At 32.6% G+C, this 15,833-nt stretch carries 15 protein-coding genes; all 15 read left to right on the top strand.

Going from position 1 to position 15,833, the window contains the following annotated elements; genetic code table 11:
• Positions 1-4: 4 nt before the first annotated feature.
• The 15 genes from BHY08_RS07875 to BHY08_RS07810 all read left to right on the top strand — a co-directional run bounded on the left by BHY08_RS07875 (position 5) and on the right by BHY08_RS07810 (position 15,797).
• Positions 5-820, top strand: a complete 816-nt coding sequence (locus tag BHY08_RS07875; protein WP_071457348.1) for an ABC transporter permease — start codon at positions 5-7, stop codon at positions 818-820.
• A gap of 13 nt (positions 821-833) precedes the next feature.
• Positions 834-2,009 (top strand): CDP-glycerol glycerophosphotransferase family protein, encoded by a 1,176-nt coding sequence (locus tag BHY08_RS07870; RefSeq protein WP_071457347.1) that lies wholly within the window; start codon positions 834-836, stop codon positions 2,007-2,009.
• On the top strand, positions 2,006-5,521 hold the full coding sequence (locus BHY08_RS07865) for a CDP-glycerol glycerophosphotransferase family protein (protein WP_071457346.1): 3,516 nt from the start codon (positions 2,006-2,008) through the stop codon (positions 5,519-5,521). Before BHY08_RS07870 ends, BHY08_RS07865 begins: the two co-directional genes overlap by 4 nt.
• Before the next feature lie 88 nt (positions 5,522-5,609).
• Positions 5,610-6,443 (top strand): YveK family protein, encoded by an 834-nt coding sequence (locus BHY08_RS07860; protein ID WP_071457345.1) that lies wholly within the window; start codon positions 5,610-5,612, stop codon positions 6,441-6,443.
• Between the two features lie 13 nt (positions 6,444-6,456).
• Positions 6,457-6,618: a hypothetical protein gene (locus BHY08_RS11480; protein WP_420855306.1), complete on the top strand. Its 162-nt coding sequence runs from the start codon at positions 6,457-6,459 to the stop codon at positions 6,616-6,618.
• A complete protein-coding gene (locus BHY08_RS07855; protein WP_420855305.1) occupies positions 6,605-7,183 on the top strand; it encodes a CpsD/CapB family tyrosine-protein kinase in 579 nt (192 codons plus the stop codon). Before BHY08_RS11480 ends, BHY08_RS07855 begins: the two co-directional genes overlap by 14 nt.
• Positions 7,184-7,200: 17 nt before the next feature.
• Complete coding sequence (locus BHY08_RS07850; protein ID WP_071457344.1) at positions 7,201-7,965, top strand: tyrosine-protein phosphatase; 765 nt, start codon at positions 7,201-7,203, stop codon at positions 7,963-7,965.
• Between the two features lie 39 nt (positions 7,966-8,004).
• A complete protein-coding gene (locus BHY08_RS07845; RefSeq protein ID WP_071457869.1) occupies positions 8,005-9,804 on the top strand; it encodes a polysaccharide biosynthesis protein in 1,800 nt (599 codons plus the stop codon).
• A gap of 4 nt (positions 9,805-9,808) precedes the next feature.
• Positions 9,809-10,423, top strand: a complete 615-nt coding sequence (locus BHY08_RS07840) for a sugar transferase (RefSeq protein ID WP_071457343.1) — start codon at positions 9,809-9,811, stop codon at positions 10,421-10,423.
• A 2-nt stretch (positions 10,424-10,425) separates the two neighbouring features.
• The gene (locus tag BHY08_RS07835; RefSeq protein WP_071457342.1) at positions 10,426-11,313 is read left to right on the top strand and encodes an NAD-dependent epimerase/dehydratase family protein; all 888 of its coding nucleotides are present in this window, start codon (positions 10,426-10,428) and stop codon (positions 11,311-11,313) included.
• Between the two features lie 2 nt (positions 11,314-11,315).
• Entirely contained in the window at positions 11,316-12,092 is a 777-nt protein-coding gene (locus BHY08_RS07830; RefSeq protein WP_071457341.1) for a glycosyltransferase family 2 protein, read from the top strand.
• A 1-nt stretch (position 12,093) separates the two neighbouring features.
• Complete coding sequence (locus BHY08_RS07825; RefSeq protein WP_157093655.1) at positions 12,094-12,879, top strand: glycosyltransferase family A protein; 786 nt, start codon at positions 12,094-12,096, stop codon at positions 12,877-12,879.
• Between the two features lie 2 nt (positions 12,880-12,881).
• Positions 12,882-13,943, top strand: coding sequence for a glycosyltransferase WbsX family protein (locus BHY08_RS07820; protein WP_071457340.1), 1,062 nt, complete (start codon positions 12,882-12,884; stop codon positions 13,941-13,943).
• On the top strand, positions 13,936-15,141 hold the full coding sequence (locus BHY08_RS07815; protein ID WP_071457339.1) for an O-antigen ligase family protein: 1,206 nt from the start codon (positions 13,936-13,938) through the stop codon (positions 15,139-15,141). The genes BHY08_RS07820 and BHY08_RS07815 overlap by 8 nt, the downstream gene beginning before the upstream one ends.
• Positions 15,138-15,797, top strand: a complete 660-nt coding sequence (locus BHY08_RS07810; protein ID WP_084657223.1) for a CatB-related O-acetyltransferase — start codon at positions 15,138-15,140, stop codon at positions 15,795-15,797. The genes BHY08_RS07815 and BHY08_RS07810 overlap by 4 nt, the downstream gene beginning before the upstream one ends.
• The last annotated feature ends 36 nt before the right edge of the window (positions 15,798-15,833 follow it).

The following is a 15,833-nucleotide window of genomic DNA, read 5'->3' as shown; positions in this document are numbered from 1 at the left end:
AAACGTGAATGACGTAAAGAACGTAATTACGGAACAATTTAAAAATTTTGGGATTATTCGTCGTATTTCGAAATATGAAGAAAAAGCCACTTATCAAAGTCACTATCTGGGCCTGTTGTGGCAAGTATTAAATCCAGCAATTCAGATTGGGATTTATTATTTAGTCTTTGGTTTGGGAATGAAGAGAAAAGACATAGATGGTGTGCCGTATATTATTTGGATGCTTGTAGGGATTATTGCGTGGTTCTTTATTAATAGTTCAATATTAGGAGAATCAAATAGTATCTACAAACAAATTGGAATGGTCTCGAAAATGAAGTTCCCAGTCAGTATTTTACCGACTGTTAATATGGCAAGTAACTTTAAAAGTTATCGATGGATGATGTTCATTTTATTTGTGTCCATGTTTACCGTTGGAATTTATCCTAATATCTATTGGTTACAGTATTTTTATTATCTATTCTGTATGTTTGCCTTTCTGTTTGCTTTTGGCATATTGAATTCAACTATTTCAGTGTTGGTGCGAGATTACCACATCATGCTTCAATCGATTTTACGTTTATTATTCTATCTATCAGGACCTATTTGGGAATTCCAACGTATTTTTGCAGGAACGAAACATGCTTGGGTAACACGTCTACTTGAATTGAATCCTATCTACTATATTATAGATGGGTTTAGAGATTCGTTGCTTTACGGTCACTGGTTCTGGGAAAAAGGCGTACAAACTGTCTTTTTCTGGTTAATTGTTGGCGTCTTATTGATTTTAGGATCACACATTCACATGAAATTTAGAGCACGCTTTATGGACTTTATCTAAAAGGGAGATTACCATGAAAAAATTGATAGAAAAATTGATTTCAATCTGGTTTAGTATGCTAGGCCATTTGCCGAAAAAAAATATTGTCTACTTTGAAAGCTTTCATGGTAAGCAGTTTAGTGATAATCCTAAAGCAATTTACGATTATCTAAAAGAAGAAAATACAACACTTGAACTAGTGTGGGGAGTGACAGCTGGATATGAGGAGACCTTTAAAGAAAAAAAGGTCCCTCATGTTCGACGTTTTTCTTTACACTGGTTTTTTATGATGCCCAGAGCTAAATTTTGGGTGATTAATACGAGAACACCATTATGGTTAACAAAATCAAAAAAGACAACTTATATCCAAACATGGCACGGAACCCCACTAAAACGAATTGGTGCAGATATAGAAGAGGTCAATATACCTGGTTACACCAAAGAAAGTTATGACAAAGAGTTTTTAGCAGAAAGCAAGAGATGGGATTATTTAACCACGTCAAGTCGATACACTACCACACATTTTAAACAAGCATTTGGCTATTCTGGAAAAATCATCGAAAAAGGATTTCCAAGAAATGACCAATTAGTTAATCTGAAACAAAATAATGATAAGGCTGATGATTTAAGAGCTATACTAGGCATTTCACCAGATAAGAAAATAGTTTTGTATGCACCTACTTGGCGTGAGACAGATAACAAGACATCAGAGGGCTATGAATTTAATATCGATTTTCCTTATACAAATTTTTTGAAACAGTTCAGTGATGAGATGGTATTGTTAGTCCGAATGCACTATTTAGTGGCACAAACACTTGATTTTTCAAGTTGGCCAACTGATCAAGTCATTGACGTTTCAACCGGGTATGATATGAGCGATTTGCTGCTAATCAGTGATGTGTTGATTACAGATTATTCCTCGTGTCTATTTGATTTTAGTTTAACCAACAGAGCAATGCTGTTCTTTATGCCAGATTCAACCCAATATGAAGAAGACATTCGCGGCTTTTATCTGCCCATTCAATCATTGTTGCCAGGACCGATTATTAAAGAACCTGATGCCTTAATCGAGCAATTAAAGCAACTAGATGATATTGTGGTGGATAAACAATACGAAGAGTTTAAACAAACATTTTGTGACCATGAAACTGGTAAGTCAGCACAAGCAGTCGCAGAGATAATAAAAAAAGAAATGAGTGAAACACGATGAGTATACTATCTCCAGTCAAAAGACTAGCTCAACCGTTTGTAAAAACTAAACTGTCACCAACCGGAAAACGTGTTGAGACTTATACACGTTTTTATATAAATGAACCCGTGCAACAAGATACCATCCTTTATGAAAGTCGAGATGGTAAATCTCTGACGGATTCACCGTTTGCTATTTTTAATTACTTATTAAAACAAGATATAGAGAAAAAGTATACACATATATGGAGTATTCAGTCATCTGACGAGATGACTTATTTTATGGCGCGGTTTAAATACCTTAGTAATGTCTTATTTGTCGAGCGAAACTCAGAAGAGTATTTGAAATGGCTAGCAAAAGCAGAGTATTTGATAAACAATGCGACCTTTCAATCGTTTGTTACGATTAAAGATGAGCAAACATATATTAATACGTGGCACGGGACACCACTTAAAACAATGGGATTTGACATTCCAGGTAATCCAAATGGTGCACGCAATGTGGTTCGTAACTTTTTTATGGCTGACGTGTTAATCAGTCCAAATGAACATACCACCAATATGTTTTTAGATAGTTATCGTTTGCGACATAATTATCAAGGTGTGATTTTAGAAGGTGGCTACCCTCGTATGGATGCAACCTTTAATAACAATCACGATACAATCATTCGTACACTTCATGAGCGAGGTGTGGCACTTGATTTGGGTAAAAAAATCCTGTTATACACGCCAACATGTAAAAGTGGTGAAGTGGCTTATACAGAACAAGAACTTCGCCAAATCATCAGCGAGACATCTGTTTTAAGAGAAACATTTGGTGACACATACAATATCTTAATCAAAGTTCATCCTTTTATTTATGACAAAGCCAAAAAAGAAGAAAGCATCTTACCGTACCTGATTCCTGATGGGATTGATACCAATGCTTTACTTGCTTTGGTAGATTGTTTGGTGACAGATTATTCCAGTATCTTTTTTGATTATTTAGTGACTGATAAACCAATTGTCTTCTATTGTTGGGATGATGATTTATATAGTCACGAACGTGGGAAATACTTTGATTACGATGAGTTACCCGGACCTGTGGCATTTAATCTTGATGAGTTGATGACTATTTTAAAAGAATTGCCGAAAAAAATGGAGGAAACACGCTGGAACTATGAGCGGTTCAAACGATTATATGTGCCATATGAAGATGGACAGGTCACACAGCGATATGTCGACTATCTCTTTTTCAATCAGCCACTTCCTGAGAAAATAAAAGAAGTCAGACAATCAGAAGACAAAGAGACACTGCTCATTTATCCTGGTGGGTTAAGAAAAAATGGGATTACCAGTAGTTTCCTAAATCTACTATCTAATGTAGACTATGAAAAATATGCTGTAACGTGTCTTTTAGATAATCCAAAATCACTCGAACAAATTGATTCGATTCACCGTATTCCCAAAGAAGCCTCTATCTTATTTAACTTTGGGGAGCCGATTTATACCTTTAGTGAAAGCTATCAAGATTTGTACTATCACATAAAAGGAGTCAACCAATCTAAAAAAGAAAAGTTTCCACTTAATATCTATCAAAGAGATGCAAGAAGACTACTTGGAAAAACTGCTTTTGATGTGAGTATTGATTTTAGTGGTTATAGTTTGTATTGGACTAAAACGATTCTAGGTACCACGTCAGAAAAGAAAGTGTGTTACTTACACAGTGACATGCTTGCTGATATGGATCGCGAAGTAAATGGCAAAAAAATCCACAAAATGAATGTTCAAGGAATCATCAGTGTGTATGATTTTTACGATAAATTAGTGTCAGTATCTAGTGTGATTAGTGACATTAATAAAGAAAACTTATCTCATTATGCTGATGCGTCAAAATTTGTTTACTCAGAAAACTTGTTAAATATTAATGACATCCTATCAAAAGAACAAGATGTACCTAAGCAAAAAGTTGATTACACGACACGTTTATTTAGAGAAGGTCAGCTCACAGGTGAAGAAGACGTCACAATCTATGACACTAGACCAGATAGTCGTTATGCAAAAGCAACGACAAAATCATTACTTGATAGTTCAGTCACTGTTTTAGGAGAGTTTAGTTATCAAGAAGAAACTTATTTGAAAATCAGTCAGTCAGATTGCTATATTGGTTGGATAAATGCAGCACACATTGATATTATGCCAGACAGTATCCAATCAGAGACAGATGTCTATGATTTATCAAAATTGATAGTAAGTAAAAACTCACAGCTCTTTACAGCACCTATTGGGTTGGATCATTCTAAACCAATATGTTCTCTAGCTAACTTTGATGAATTATATGTGTTGGTGACGAAAAAAGTTATCACGAATACAGGAACGAGCTTTTTAGTGTCCAATGGATCAGAAGATTTAGGCTGGGTAACACCAAACGTCTTGCGTGAGATGAGTTCAGTGGCAGTATTTAAACATCAAGTAGCTAAAAAAATGCTAAACAAGCTGTTCTCATCATCTAATCGCAAACAACTTGCTAAACTGACGGAAAAAGCTGCCAACCATCCAATCAACGAGCTCGTAAAAGTGACAGCACCGATGATGGTATCTGATAGAGCGAGTGAAGAAGCAATCAAAATAGCTCTACCAGTTGGAGTAAAAGTTGTGTTGATTTCAAAAAATACGAGCACACATTGGATGACTATTCTTTTAGATGATGGCAAACATTATTTTGTCAAAGATTCTGAATTAACAGTTGAAAAACTTGATGAGAGATTTGTATTAGAAGTTAAAGATGCACAATTTTCTGCGATCTTTACCCAATCAAAAGCGGTAATCTACGCCTCTATTGAGGATGTCCTCGGTGAAAAGGGATTACTATCTAAAGTACCTAAAGAAATTACCGTGACAAAATCCATCGTGAGAAATGACGGACAAGAATACTATCAAGTCTTACTCCAAAACAAACGTGTGTGGGTAAAAAAAGAGATGGTAGCCTTTGATTTTACGAAAGGTGTCTTGAATAAAGATGGCATCTTTTTTGATTACCCTAAATCAGATGAACCAACTTTTGTCACAGTGGGAAGATTATCTCAAGAAAAAAATCAGTCTTTATTGATAGAGGCTTTTCATCTTTACAGAAAAACTTACCAAAAAGGTCATTTATATATTATTGGTGATGGACCTGAGAGAGGAAATTTAGAGAAAAAAATCAAAGAACTGTCACTTGAAAATGACATAACGATGGTAGGTCAATTAAATAAACCATACATATTTATGTCATATTGTGATATATTTATTTTAACGTCTTCATATGAGGGACAATCACTCGTATTACTTGAAGCGCTGACTTTAAAAATGAAAGTAGTATCGACAGATATACCAGCGTGTCGCAACGTGTTAGATGGTGGTAAATACGGAATGTTAGCAAAAACAAATGATGCAACAGGGGTTTTCCAAGCGATAGAAGCTACACTTAAAAAGAAGAAAAATTTTAAAACTTTTAATCCAGTCCAGTATAATAAAAAAGCAATGTTGGATTTTTATGATAGGATAATGATATAAAAAATCAACTTTTAATGTAAATTAGGTTATGATATATTATTAGTTAGGTATAAATAGAAAATAAAAAATAGTTATTATGGAGGAAATAATGGAAGAGACAGTTAGTTTAGATGAGATATTTCAACTTTTGAAGAAAAAGTGGGCGTTGATTGTAAGCATGATGATATTAGGGATAATAACTTCAACAGCAATCACGTTATTTCTCATGACACCTAAATATAGTTCGGAAACACAATTAATCGTACAAACAAAGAATGCAGATGCTAATATTAATACAGATAAAATTAATTCAAATCTGTTGTTAATTAATACTTATAAAGATTTAATAAAAAGTCCAAGTGTCATAGAAAAAGCTAAAGATAAGCTAGAAAAATCTGGCATGGCAAATATTACAGAAGATTATTTAACAAGTGCTGTATCAGTCGAGCAAAATCAAAACTCACAGTTATTTTCTATTAAAGCTGTGACTAACGATCCAACTGAATCAGCTGCAGTTGCCAACACAGTTTCAGAAGTCTTCCAAGAAGAAGCAGTCAAAATGACCGAGACAAGTAAAATATCGGTAGCATCAAAAGCAACGCCAAATAATAAAGCAGTATCACCAAATAAAAAGGTTAACATTGCGATTGGAGCAGTATTAGGGTTAATCGTTGGTGTGATGTTTGCACTTTTAGGTGAATTACTTAATCGAACTGTTCGCTCAGAAGAATTCGTAACCGACACACTAGGATTACCAATTTTAGGCGTATTACCACTTGTTGCTGAACGTGAGATGTCTGAAATTAGAAAATTACAAAAAAACGCATTAGTCAATGAAGACCTATTTCTTGATGTCAGTAATGTATATGAAAATTCATTACACACAGAAATTGACGGTTTAGATTTAGACTTGAGAATGACGGAACAACTCGAGGAAAGATAATAAGGAGACTGACATGAGTAAACGAAGCCAACAAGTAAAAAAAAAGAACAAAACAAAACATAGTAAATTAGAAGCGTCAAAACCATCGACGCTTTTTACAGTCATAGAACCTAATTCACCAATTTCGGAACAATTTAGAACCATTCGTACGAATATTATGCATGCAAAATTTTGATGTTCGTACAAAAAGTATAGCTATAACATCGGCAGCACCAAGTGAAGGTAAATCAACAACAGCTGCCAATTTAGCTGTCATGTTTGCTAAATTAGGAATGAAAACATTATTAGTTGATGCGGATATGCGACGTCCAACCGCTCATATGACGTTTGAGTTAAATAATACAATGGGGTTAAGCAATATATTAAGTGTGAAACAACTATCAGTAGGAGAAATTGTTCAAGAAAGTAATATCCCTTATTTAGATGTCATAACAAGTGGTGTTAAAGCACCGAATCCGTCTGAACTTTTGGCAAGTGCGAGAATGAAAAAACTCATTAACGTATTAGAAAATCTGTATGATTTTGTCGTTTTTGATATGCCACCAGCTTCAACGGTTACAGATGTCCAGTTAGTTGCTGGGGAATTAGATGGTGTCGCAATCGTTGTTAGAAATAATGTCACTGATAAAAAGCAACTTAAACGAACTATTGAATTACTAGAAAAAGTAGACGCTAACATTATGGGATGCATTTATTTTTCTGAAAATGATTCAAGTTACACAGACTATTATTATACTTAAAGAGGAGGAAACGTACAGTGTTTGTTGATTTACATTGTCATATATTACCAGGAATAGATGACGGCGCTCAGACAATAGAAGATTCATTATTTATGGCAAGAGCAGCAGTGTCAGAAGGTATTTCTCATATACTTTGTACGCCTCACTATAATAATGGAAAGTACTTAAACAAAAAAAATGATATCATCTCATCCGTCGCCAATTTACAGACAGTGCTTGACGAACAAAAGATCCCACTGACACTATTTGAAGGACAAGAAATACGTATTTCTGCGGATTTATCTCGACGAATGTTAAATGGTGAATTATTATTTGCAGATTTAAATGACACCTATCTATTGATAGAATTCCCTTTTTCTACAGTGCCAGAGTATTCGCATGACGTGTTATCAGAGCTTTGTCGCAATGGTCATCAGCCAATCATCGTTCATCCAGAGCGAAATAATATGTTTTTAGAGCAGCCTAAACGTTTGGATCCGTTCATTGAGATGGGATGTCTCACACAGATAACTAATGGCAGTTATATCGGCCAATTTGGAAAAAAAATTCAGCGTGTCACTAAACAAATGATTAAGAACAATCAAGCACATATGCTCTCGTCAGATGCACACAATGTATCGTCTCGAGGGTTTTATACCAAGCAAGCATACGAGTTATTAGAAAAAGAGTTTGGAAAAGAAAAAAGGAATGCTTTTGAACAAATCACAAAAGACATTGTCAATGGTGAAAAAGTAAAAGTAGAACCCATTCATTATAGTAAAAAACATTGGGTATTCTCTTAAAAAAGTTAGGTGGGTTTTGTTGTGAGTCGTAAAGTAAAGATGTTTATATTAATCGGCGTAGACACTAGTATCATCATATTAACTAATATATTAGTTAATATGTATACTAATTTCGTATATGATTTAAATGACCCTATCTCGCCAAAAGTGATAGGGCTACAAGTTGCATTGTATTTAGTATTTGGTACGTTTTTTAAAGTATTTAATAGGTTAACTAGGTATACGAGTATAAATGCTCTCGTCTCGATATTTTTTGCGGTCAGTGCATCAAGTGCATTAGAGTATATTATGTTGGGATTTTATATTTCTTTAGATACTGTCCACTTACAATTACTATTGTCGTACTTTATGGTTTTATTGATAATTATTAGTTCTCGTATTGTATGGCGCTGGATTGTTGATTGCTTACATATGTACAATAATAAAGGAAACAAAACATGTGACAATGCTTTTATTATTGGTGCGGGAGACGGTGGCGAGCTACTTTACAATACCGTGAAGTATAAATCTGGACAGTTAGGATTGAACTTTAAAGGGTTTATAGATGATGATATTAATAAAAAAAATACTTACCTATCTGGTTTAAAAGTCGTTGGATCAATTGATGACTTACCAATGCTAGTTAAAGACTATGAGGTCAAAGTGTTGACGGTGGCGATTCCGTCGATGACAGCTAGTCAGTATGAGCATCTACTTGATGTGACACGTGATTTGGATGTCACTATCAACTCGATTCCGTCAATTGAAGAGTTGGCGATGGGCGAGGTTGCCGTCACAAAACTTCGCGAGATTGATGTCGTTGATTTACTCGGACGTGATGAAGTCAAACTTGATATGGATGCTATCAAAACACAACTAACCAATGAAACCATCCTTGTCACAGGGGCAGGTGGCTCGATTGGATCAGAAATCTGCCGACAAGTCATGGCATTTTCACCCAAAAAACTCGTACTACTGGGGCATGGTGAAAACTCGATTTATTTAATAGAAAAAGAATTACGACAAAAGTATGCGGATAAAATTACTGAAATAGTGCCAGCGATAGCGGACGTAAGAGATGCTAAACGAATGTTTGATGTGATTCATGAACACAAACCGTCAATAGTCTATCATGCTGCCGCTCATAAGCATGTCCCTTTGATGGAGTACAACCCATCAGAAGCGTTAAAAAATAATATTTATGGTACAAAAAACGTGGCTGAAGCTGCTTTAGCTAATGATGTTGATAGCTTTGTCATGGTATCAACAGATAAAGCAGTCAAACCACCAAATGTGATGGGATCAACTAAACGCATTGCTGAGATGATCGTGACCGGTCTAAATGGCAAAGGAAAAACAAAATTCTCTGCCGTTCGTTTTGGTAATGTATTAGGCAGTCGAGGAAGTGTGGTCCCACTCTTTAAAGAACAAGTCGCAAAAGGTGGACCAGTAACTGTGACGGATTTTCGTATGACACGCTACTTCATGACCATACCAGAAGCGAGCCGTTTGGTTATTCAATCAGGTGCTTTAGCAAAAGGTGGCGAAATCTTTATTTTAGACATGGGAGAACCAGTGAAGATAGTTGATTTAGCTAAAAAAGTTATCAAGTTGAGTGGGTATAGTGAAAATGAAATCCAAATAGTAGAGAGTGGTATCAGACCAGGCGAGAAACTTTACGAAGAGTTACTAGTCGATAAAGAACGTTCGAAAGAACAAGTTCATGAAAAAATCTTCGTAGGAAATGTCAATGGATTTACCTATGATGAAGTGATGAAAAAACTGGACGAGTTGCCAGAAGACTATACAGAGTTAGCAAAAGAGTTGGTACTATTTGCTAATCAATCAAGTGAGGAATAAAGGTATGTATACTAATTTTTTAAAACGAATCATCGATTTTATTCTGTCATTAGTGGGGATTATTGTTTTATCCCCACTGCTACTGATACTAGTAATCGCAATAAAAGTTGATTCAAAAGGGCCGGTTGTTTTTACTCAAAAAAGAGTTGGGAAAAATAAAAAACTATTTTCAATATATAAATTTCGTACCATGAAAATTGATACACCAAAAGAAATGCCCACTCACCTATTAAAAAATCCAGATGAATTTATTACAAGAGTTGGGAAATTTTTAAGAAAGACTAGCTTAGATGAGCTACCGCAATTATTTAATATTTTAAAAGGTGATATGGCAATCATAGGTCCTAGACCAGCTTTGTGGAATCAAGAAGATTTGATAGAAGAAAGAGACAAGTATGGAGCAAATGACATTCGTCCTGGTTTAACAGGTTGGGCTCAAATCAATGGTCGTGATGAATTAGAAATTGATATAAAAGCATCATTAGACAGATACTATGTAGAGCATGAATCATTTTGGATGGATGTTAAGTGTTTTTTTGGCACGATTGTATCAGTATTTAAGTCAGACGGAGTTGTTGAAGGTGGAACAGGGATTAAAACAAATGTAGAGGAGGAGTAACCATGAAACGTATACTTATTACTGGAAAAACAAGTTATATTGGTACCTCCTTTGCTTCTTATATAAAAGATAATCCTGAGTATCAAGTCGACACTATCTCTGTTAGAGGAGAGGACTGGAAGACTCAGGACTTTTCTGTGTATGATGTTGTGTTACATGTAGCAGGGATAGCACATGCTGATGTTGGTAAAGTCAGTGAAGAAGAAAAGAAAAGATACTATGATGTTAATTGTGATTTGTCATATGATGTGGCAAATAAATACAAGATTGATAGAGGTGAAAAATCATCTCAGTTTATCTACATGAGTTCAATCATTGTTTATGGTGAAGATGTTAGTATTAGAAAAAAAAGAGTTATTACTCCTGATACAGTCCCTACACCTTCAAATTTTTATGGAGATAGTAAGCTTCAAGCAGAAATCAAGTTGAAAAAACTAATGACAGAAAAATTTATTTTATCTATAGTTAGACCACCAATGATTTATGGTCCAGGTAGTAAAGGTAATTATCCAATGCTACGGAAAATTGCGTTAAGCTTGCCAGTTTTTCCTGATATACCCAATGAACGCTCGATGCTTTATGTAGGTAATTTGAATCTATTTCTGAAAGAATTGATAGATAAATCTAAAGAAGGTGTTTTCTATCCTCAGAATAATGAGTATGTTAGAACAAGTCATATTGTAAAAGAAATTGCACAGGCACATGGAAAGAATATTAAACTATTTAGCTTTATGAATTGGTCAGTATACTTACTATCTTATGTGCCAGGTAAAATTGGAGATTTAACCAATAAAGCATTTGGTAACTTGGTGTATGAAGAAAAAAAACAAAACCATTTTTTTACGACGCTAAAAAAAACTATTGTATTATCAGAATTGGAGAGAGAGTAGTCATGGAAGAGTCATTAGTTTCTATTATAATGCCAGCTTATAACGCAGAAAAGTATCTGCATATTTCTATAGAAAGTGTTTTGAACCAAACTTATAAGAGTTGGGAATTATTGATATGTGACGACTGTTCCACTGATAACACATTTTCAATCATTACTAAGTACTCTAAGTTAGATAAACGAATAAAAGCATATCAACTATCTACAAATCAGGGAGCTGCAAGTGCAAGAAATTTTGCAATTGAAAAGGCCAGTGGAGATTATATTTCTTTTTTAGATAGTGATGATATGTGGAAAAATAATAAATTGGAAAAACAGATTAGTTGGATGCAACGTAATAATATTAATTTTTCTTGTACTTATTATGGGAAAATTGATGAGAATAATAGAGATTTGGGTCAACTGGTATTATATGATGAAAGAGTGGACTATTTTGGCCTACTGAAAAATTGTCCTGGAAATTCAACGGTTGTGTATGATTCAAAAAAACTGGGCAAATTTTATATTTCAAATATAAAAAAAAGAAATGATTATTTAATGTGGTTACAAGTTATAAAATCATCAACATACTTATATTGTTTAGAAGAAGAATTATCATACCATCGAATTGTTGAAGGAAGTTTATCTAGTAGTAAGAAAACACTACTTAAGTATCATTGGTACATATATAGGAATCATGAAAAAATATCTTTGTTAAAATCTACATATTTAATAAATTACTGGGTATGTAAAGGTATTAAAAATAAAATTATATCATATTATAAGAGAAAGGAATACTAAAGTGATTAAAGTTGAGATGTTAATATCTACAATGAATTGTTTAGATTTTTATGATTTATATAGAAAAATGAATATTAAAACAGATGCAATTTTTATTAATCAATGTGATAAAAATTCTTTTTTTGAGTTTAAAGTCGGTAAGTCTAAGGTGAGATGTTTTTCTTTTAAGGAAAAGGGTGTGGGGTTAAGTAGAAACAATGCTTTAATGAGATCTAGTGCGGATATATGTATTATGTCTGATGATGATATGATATATAAAGATAACTATTTAGAAATCATAAAGAAACAGTATGATTTAAAACCTATGGCAGATATGATATTATTTAATTCTTTAGTAAAATCAAATGAAGGTGTGAGAAATAATGTAACTAGAAATGGTAGAGTACGTCATTATAATTGTTTGAAATATGGTACTGTAACCTTTACTTTCAAACGAGAGTCTATAATTAAGAACAATATATATTTTTCTTTACTATTTGGTGGTGGTACCCGTTATGGATCGGGAGAGGATTCTTTATTTATATGGTCTATTTTAAATAAGCGTCTTAAAGTATATTCAAGTACTGAAACAATAGCTATAGTTAATAACTATGTATCCTCTTGGTTTGAAGGATATACGTACTCTTATTTTTATGATAGAGGAGCATTATTTAAATCATTAATGCCATATAATTATAGAATTTTAATTATTCAGTTTTTATTACGACATAGAGATCTATATAAAAAAAATAATTTTAAATTTAAAGATGTTTATAAGATAATGAGGGAAGGAGCGGAAAATCTTTAATTATGAAGAATATTGCATATTTTTTACCACAATTTCATGAAACTGAAGAAAATAATGAGTGGTGGGGGGAAGGCTTTACTGAATGGACAAATGTAAAGAGCGCCAAGCCTCTTTTCAAAAAACATAATCAGCCTAAAAAACCATTAAAGTATTATAATTTACTTAATAAAGAAACCGTAGAATGGCAAACAAATTTAAGTAAGGAAAATGGAATATACGGTTTCTGTTATTACCATTATTGGTTTTCGGGACGTAAAATTTTAGAAAAACCAGCTGAAAATCTTCTGAACTGGGTTGATATACCTCAAAAATTTATGTTTTGTTGGGCAAACCATTCATGGAAAAAAACATGGAATGGAACAAATGAACTATTAATAAAACAAGAATACGGACATGAAGACGAATGGGACGAACATATTACTTATTTACTTAATTTTTTCAAAGATGACAGGTATATAAAAAAAGATAATAAGCCTGTATTTATGTTATATTCTGCTAATACCATAGATGATTTAGACAAAAGAATAGCTTATTATAATGATCGATGCATAAAAGAAGGTTTCTCTGGTATTTACATAATAGAATCAATGAATAACATAAAATCTACGGTATCAAGTGATCTGTCAGACGCAATTACGGTAAGAGAACCTGCTGTTGTTTTGAGTGCTGAACCGAAATTAAAGAAGATTCAAAGGTACATTTCTTCAAAGTATAAAAAAAATTATTTGTATTTTGTAACAAAATATAAATATGAACGTTTGGTTACTAAAAGTATTGATATAGCAAAATTATATACAAAAAAAATAGATAAAAAAATTTATTTTAGTGTTTTTACTGGTTGGGATTCTACGCCAAGACACGTTAGAAGAGGATATGTTGTTGTGAAAAATGATGAAGAAAATCAGCTTTATAGATATATAAAAGATATACAAAAGTTGGGATTGGACGATGATTATTTATTTATAAATGCTTGGAATGAATGGTCCGAAGGTATGTTCTTAGAACCTGAAAGTGATGGGAAAAATGGGATGTTAGAAGAAATAAGGAATAGTCAATATGATTAAAAAATTAAACATTCTTTTATTAATCTTCTGCTTAGTGCCAAGACCGCCATTTGATGCAGGGTCTAAACTATCTTATCCAATAATCGCAATGATATTGGTAATGATTATCTTAACTAAGAAGTATAAAAAAGTAAATATAGATTTACGGTTTATCTTAATTTTCATATCATTTATAGCATTAATCCTACTTTCTAGTATTAGTATTTTAGTAAACAATACAGCTATTTCAAGTTTATCATATATTATGAGAGTGGGGTTCATACTACTAGCATTCATTTATGGATATATAGACTTTTATAATAAAGATATTGAAAAGTTTAAAACATCGATTTTGAGAACTATTAATCTAGTATTAGTAGTTGAGATTGCTATTGTTATTACTCAATTGTTTGATATCAGAGTATTTCACTATTTTTATAGTATGAATAAAACACTGCCTCTTGGAACATTAGTAAGAGTTGCAGGCACTTTTGGTAATCCAAATCTATTTGGGTGGGTAATAATTCAATTTAGCATACTATTTTTATTACTAGAATCTAATTTAAAAAAAAGAATTCTTAAAATATTTATTTGCCTTATATTAGTATTTTTATCAGGTTCGAGGGTTAGTTTATTAGTATTTTTTGCTGCTCAGTTCGTTGTTCTGCTAAAGCAACAAAAAAAAGATATAGTCTTTCTTATAACCAAATTTCCCTTTATTATTATTATGGGAGTTATTTCAGTATCGACTTTATTTTTATTTTTATATCGTTATCAAGAATATTTTCCATATATGGGACAAATATTTTCTGTATTTACAACTAAGAATTTATCAAGTGTTAATTCCTTTTCTCTTCGTCAGGAAATGTGGCTGGAAGCCAGCATGAAATTTGATTCTTATCAAAAGTCTACAAAATACTTACTAGGTATGGGACCTGGCACAATGAAAGTATTAGATAATGATTATCTATTTTCTATGTACAATTATGGTTTTCTTTTTAGTTTAATTCAATATTCGCCATATATTTATATGACAATTAAGGGGCTTTTTACAAGGAAAAGTAGTTGGTTAGTGCTAATATTATTCGAATATGGATTGTTTTCATTGATAACTGGTTATCAATCAGAAACAATGTCAGGATGGGAATATCCAATTATTTTCTTTTACCTTTTTGGGGTGTATTTGAGTTACTCATTTCGTGAAAGGAGAAAATCATGATAATTTTTTTTATAAAAAAAGTAATGTTACGTCTAAATAAAAGTATAAAACTAATGGTATTTCAGTTTAAATGGAGAAAACAAAATAAAGATAATTTTACAGAAGCTATTAACTATTTTAATCCTAATAAGGTTTCTGTTGGGAAAGGAACCTATGGAAAATTAAAAGTTATCATGTATAATAATCCAGATGAAAACCTAGTTATAGGTTCCTTTTGTTCGATATCTGATAATGTTGAATTTTTATTGGGTGGAGAACACCATCCATATTTATTGTTTAATTATCCATTTTTAATAAACTATATAAAAAATGATACAAATTTTATAGATAATACTTCTAAAGGAGCTATATTAGTTGGTGATGATGTTTGGATAGGGAGAAATGTCTTAATTACTTCAGGTGTAAAAATAGGAAATGGAGCTATTATTGCTGCAGGAAGTACTATAACAAAAGATATACCTGCCTATTCTATCGCTACCACTAATAGGATTATTAAATATAGATTCTCAAATGAAATATGTAATATACTAGAAAATTTTAATTATTCATCAATTTCTGAGAAATGGATTTCAGACAATATCCAATATTTATATGAAAAAGATATCTCTATTGATTTGATTGAATCATTAATGAGAGGAGTCGATAAAAATAATTAGATTAAAGAGTTTGTTTATTAATATGGGGCATTCCAT

The organism is Vagococcus teuberi (assembly GCF_001870205.1).
Classification (GTDB): domain Bacteria; phylum Bacillota; class Bacilli; order Lactobacillales; family Vagococcaceae; genus Vagococcus; species Vagococcus teuberi.
The sequence above is the reverse complement of the archived record's forward strand: the minus strand, read 5'-3'. Positions and strand labels throughout refer to the sequence as shown.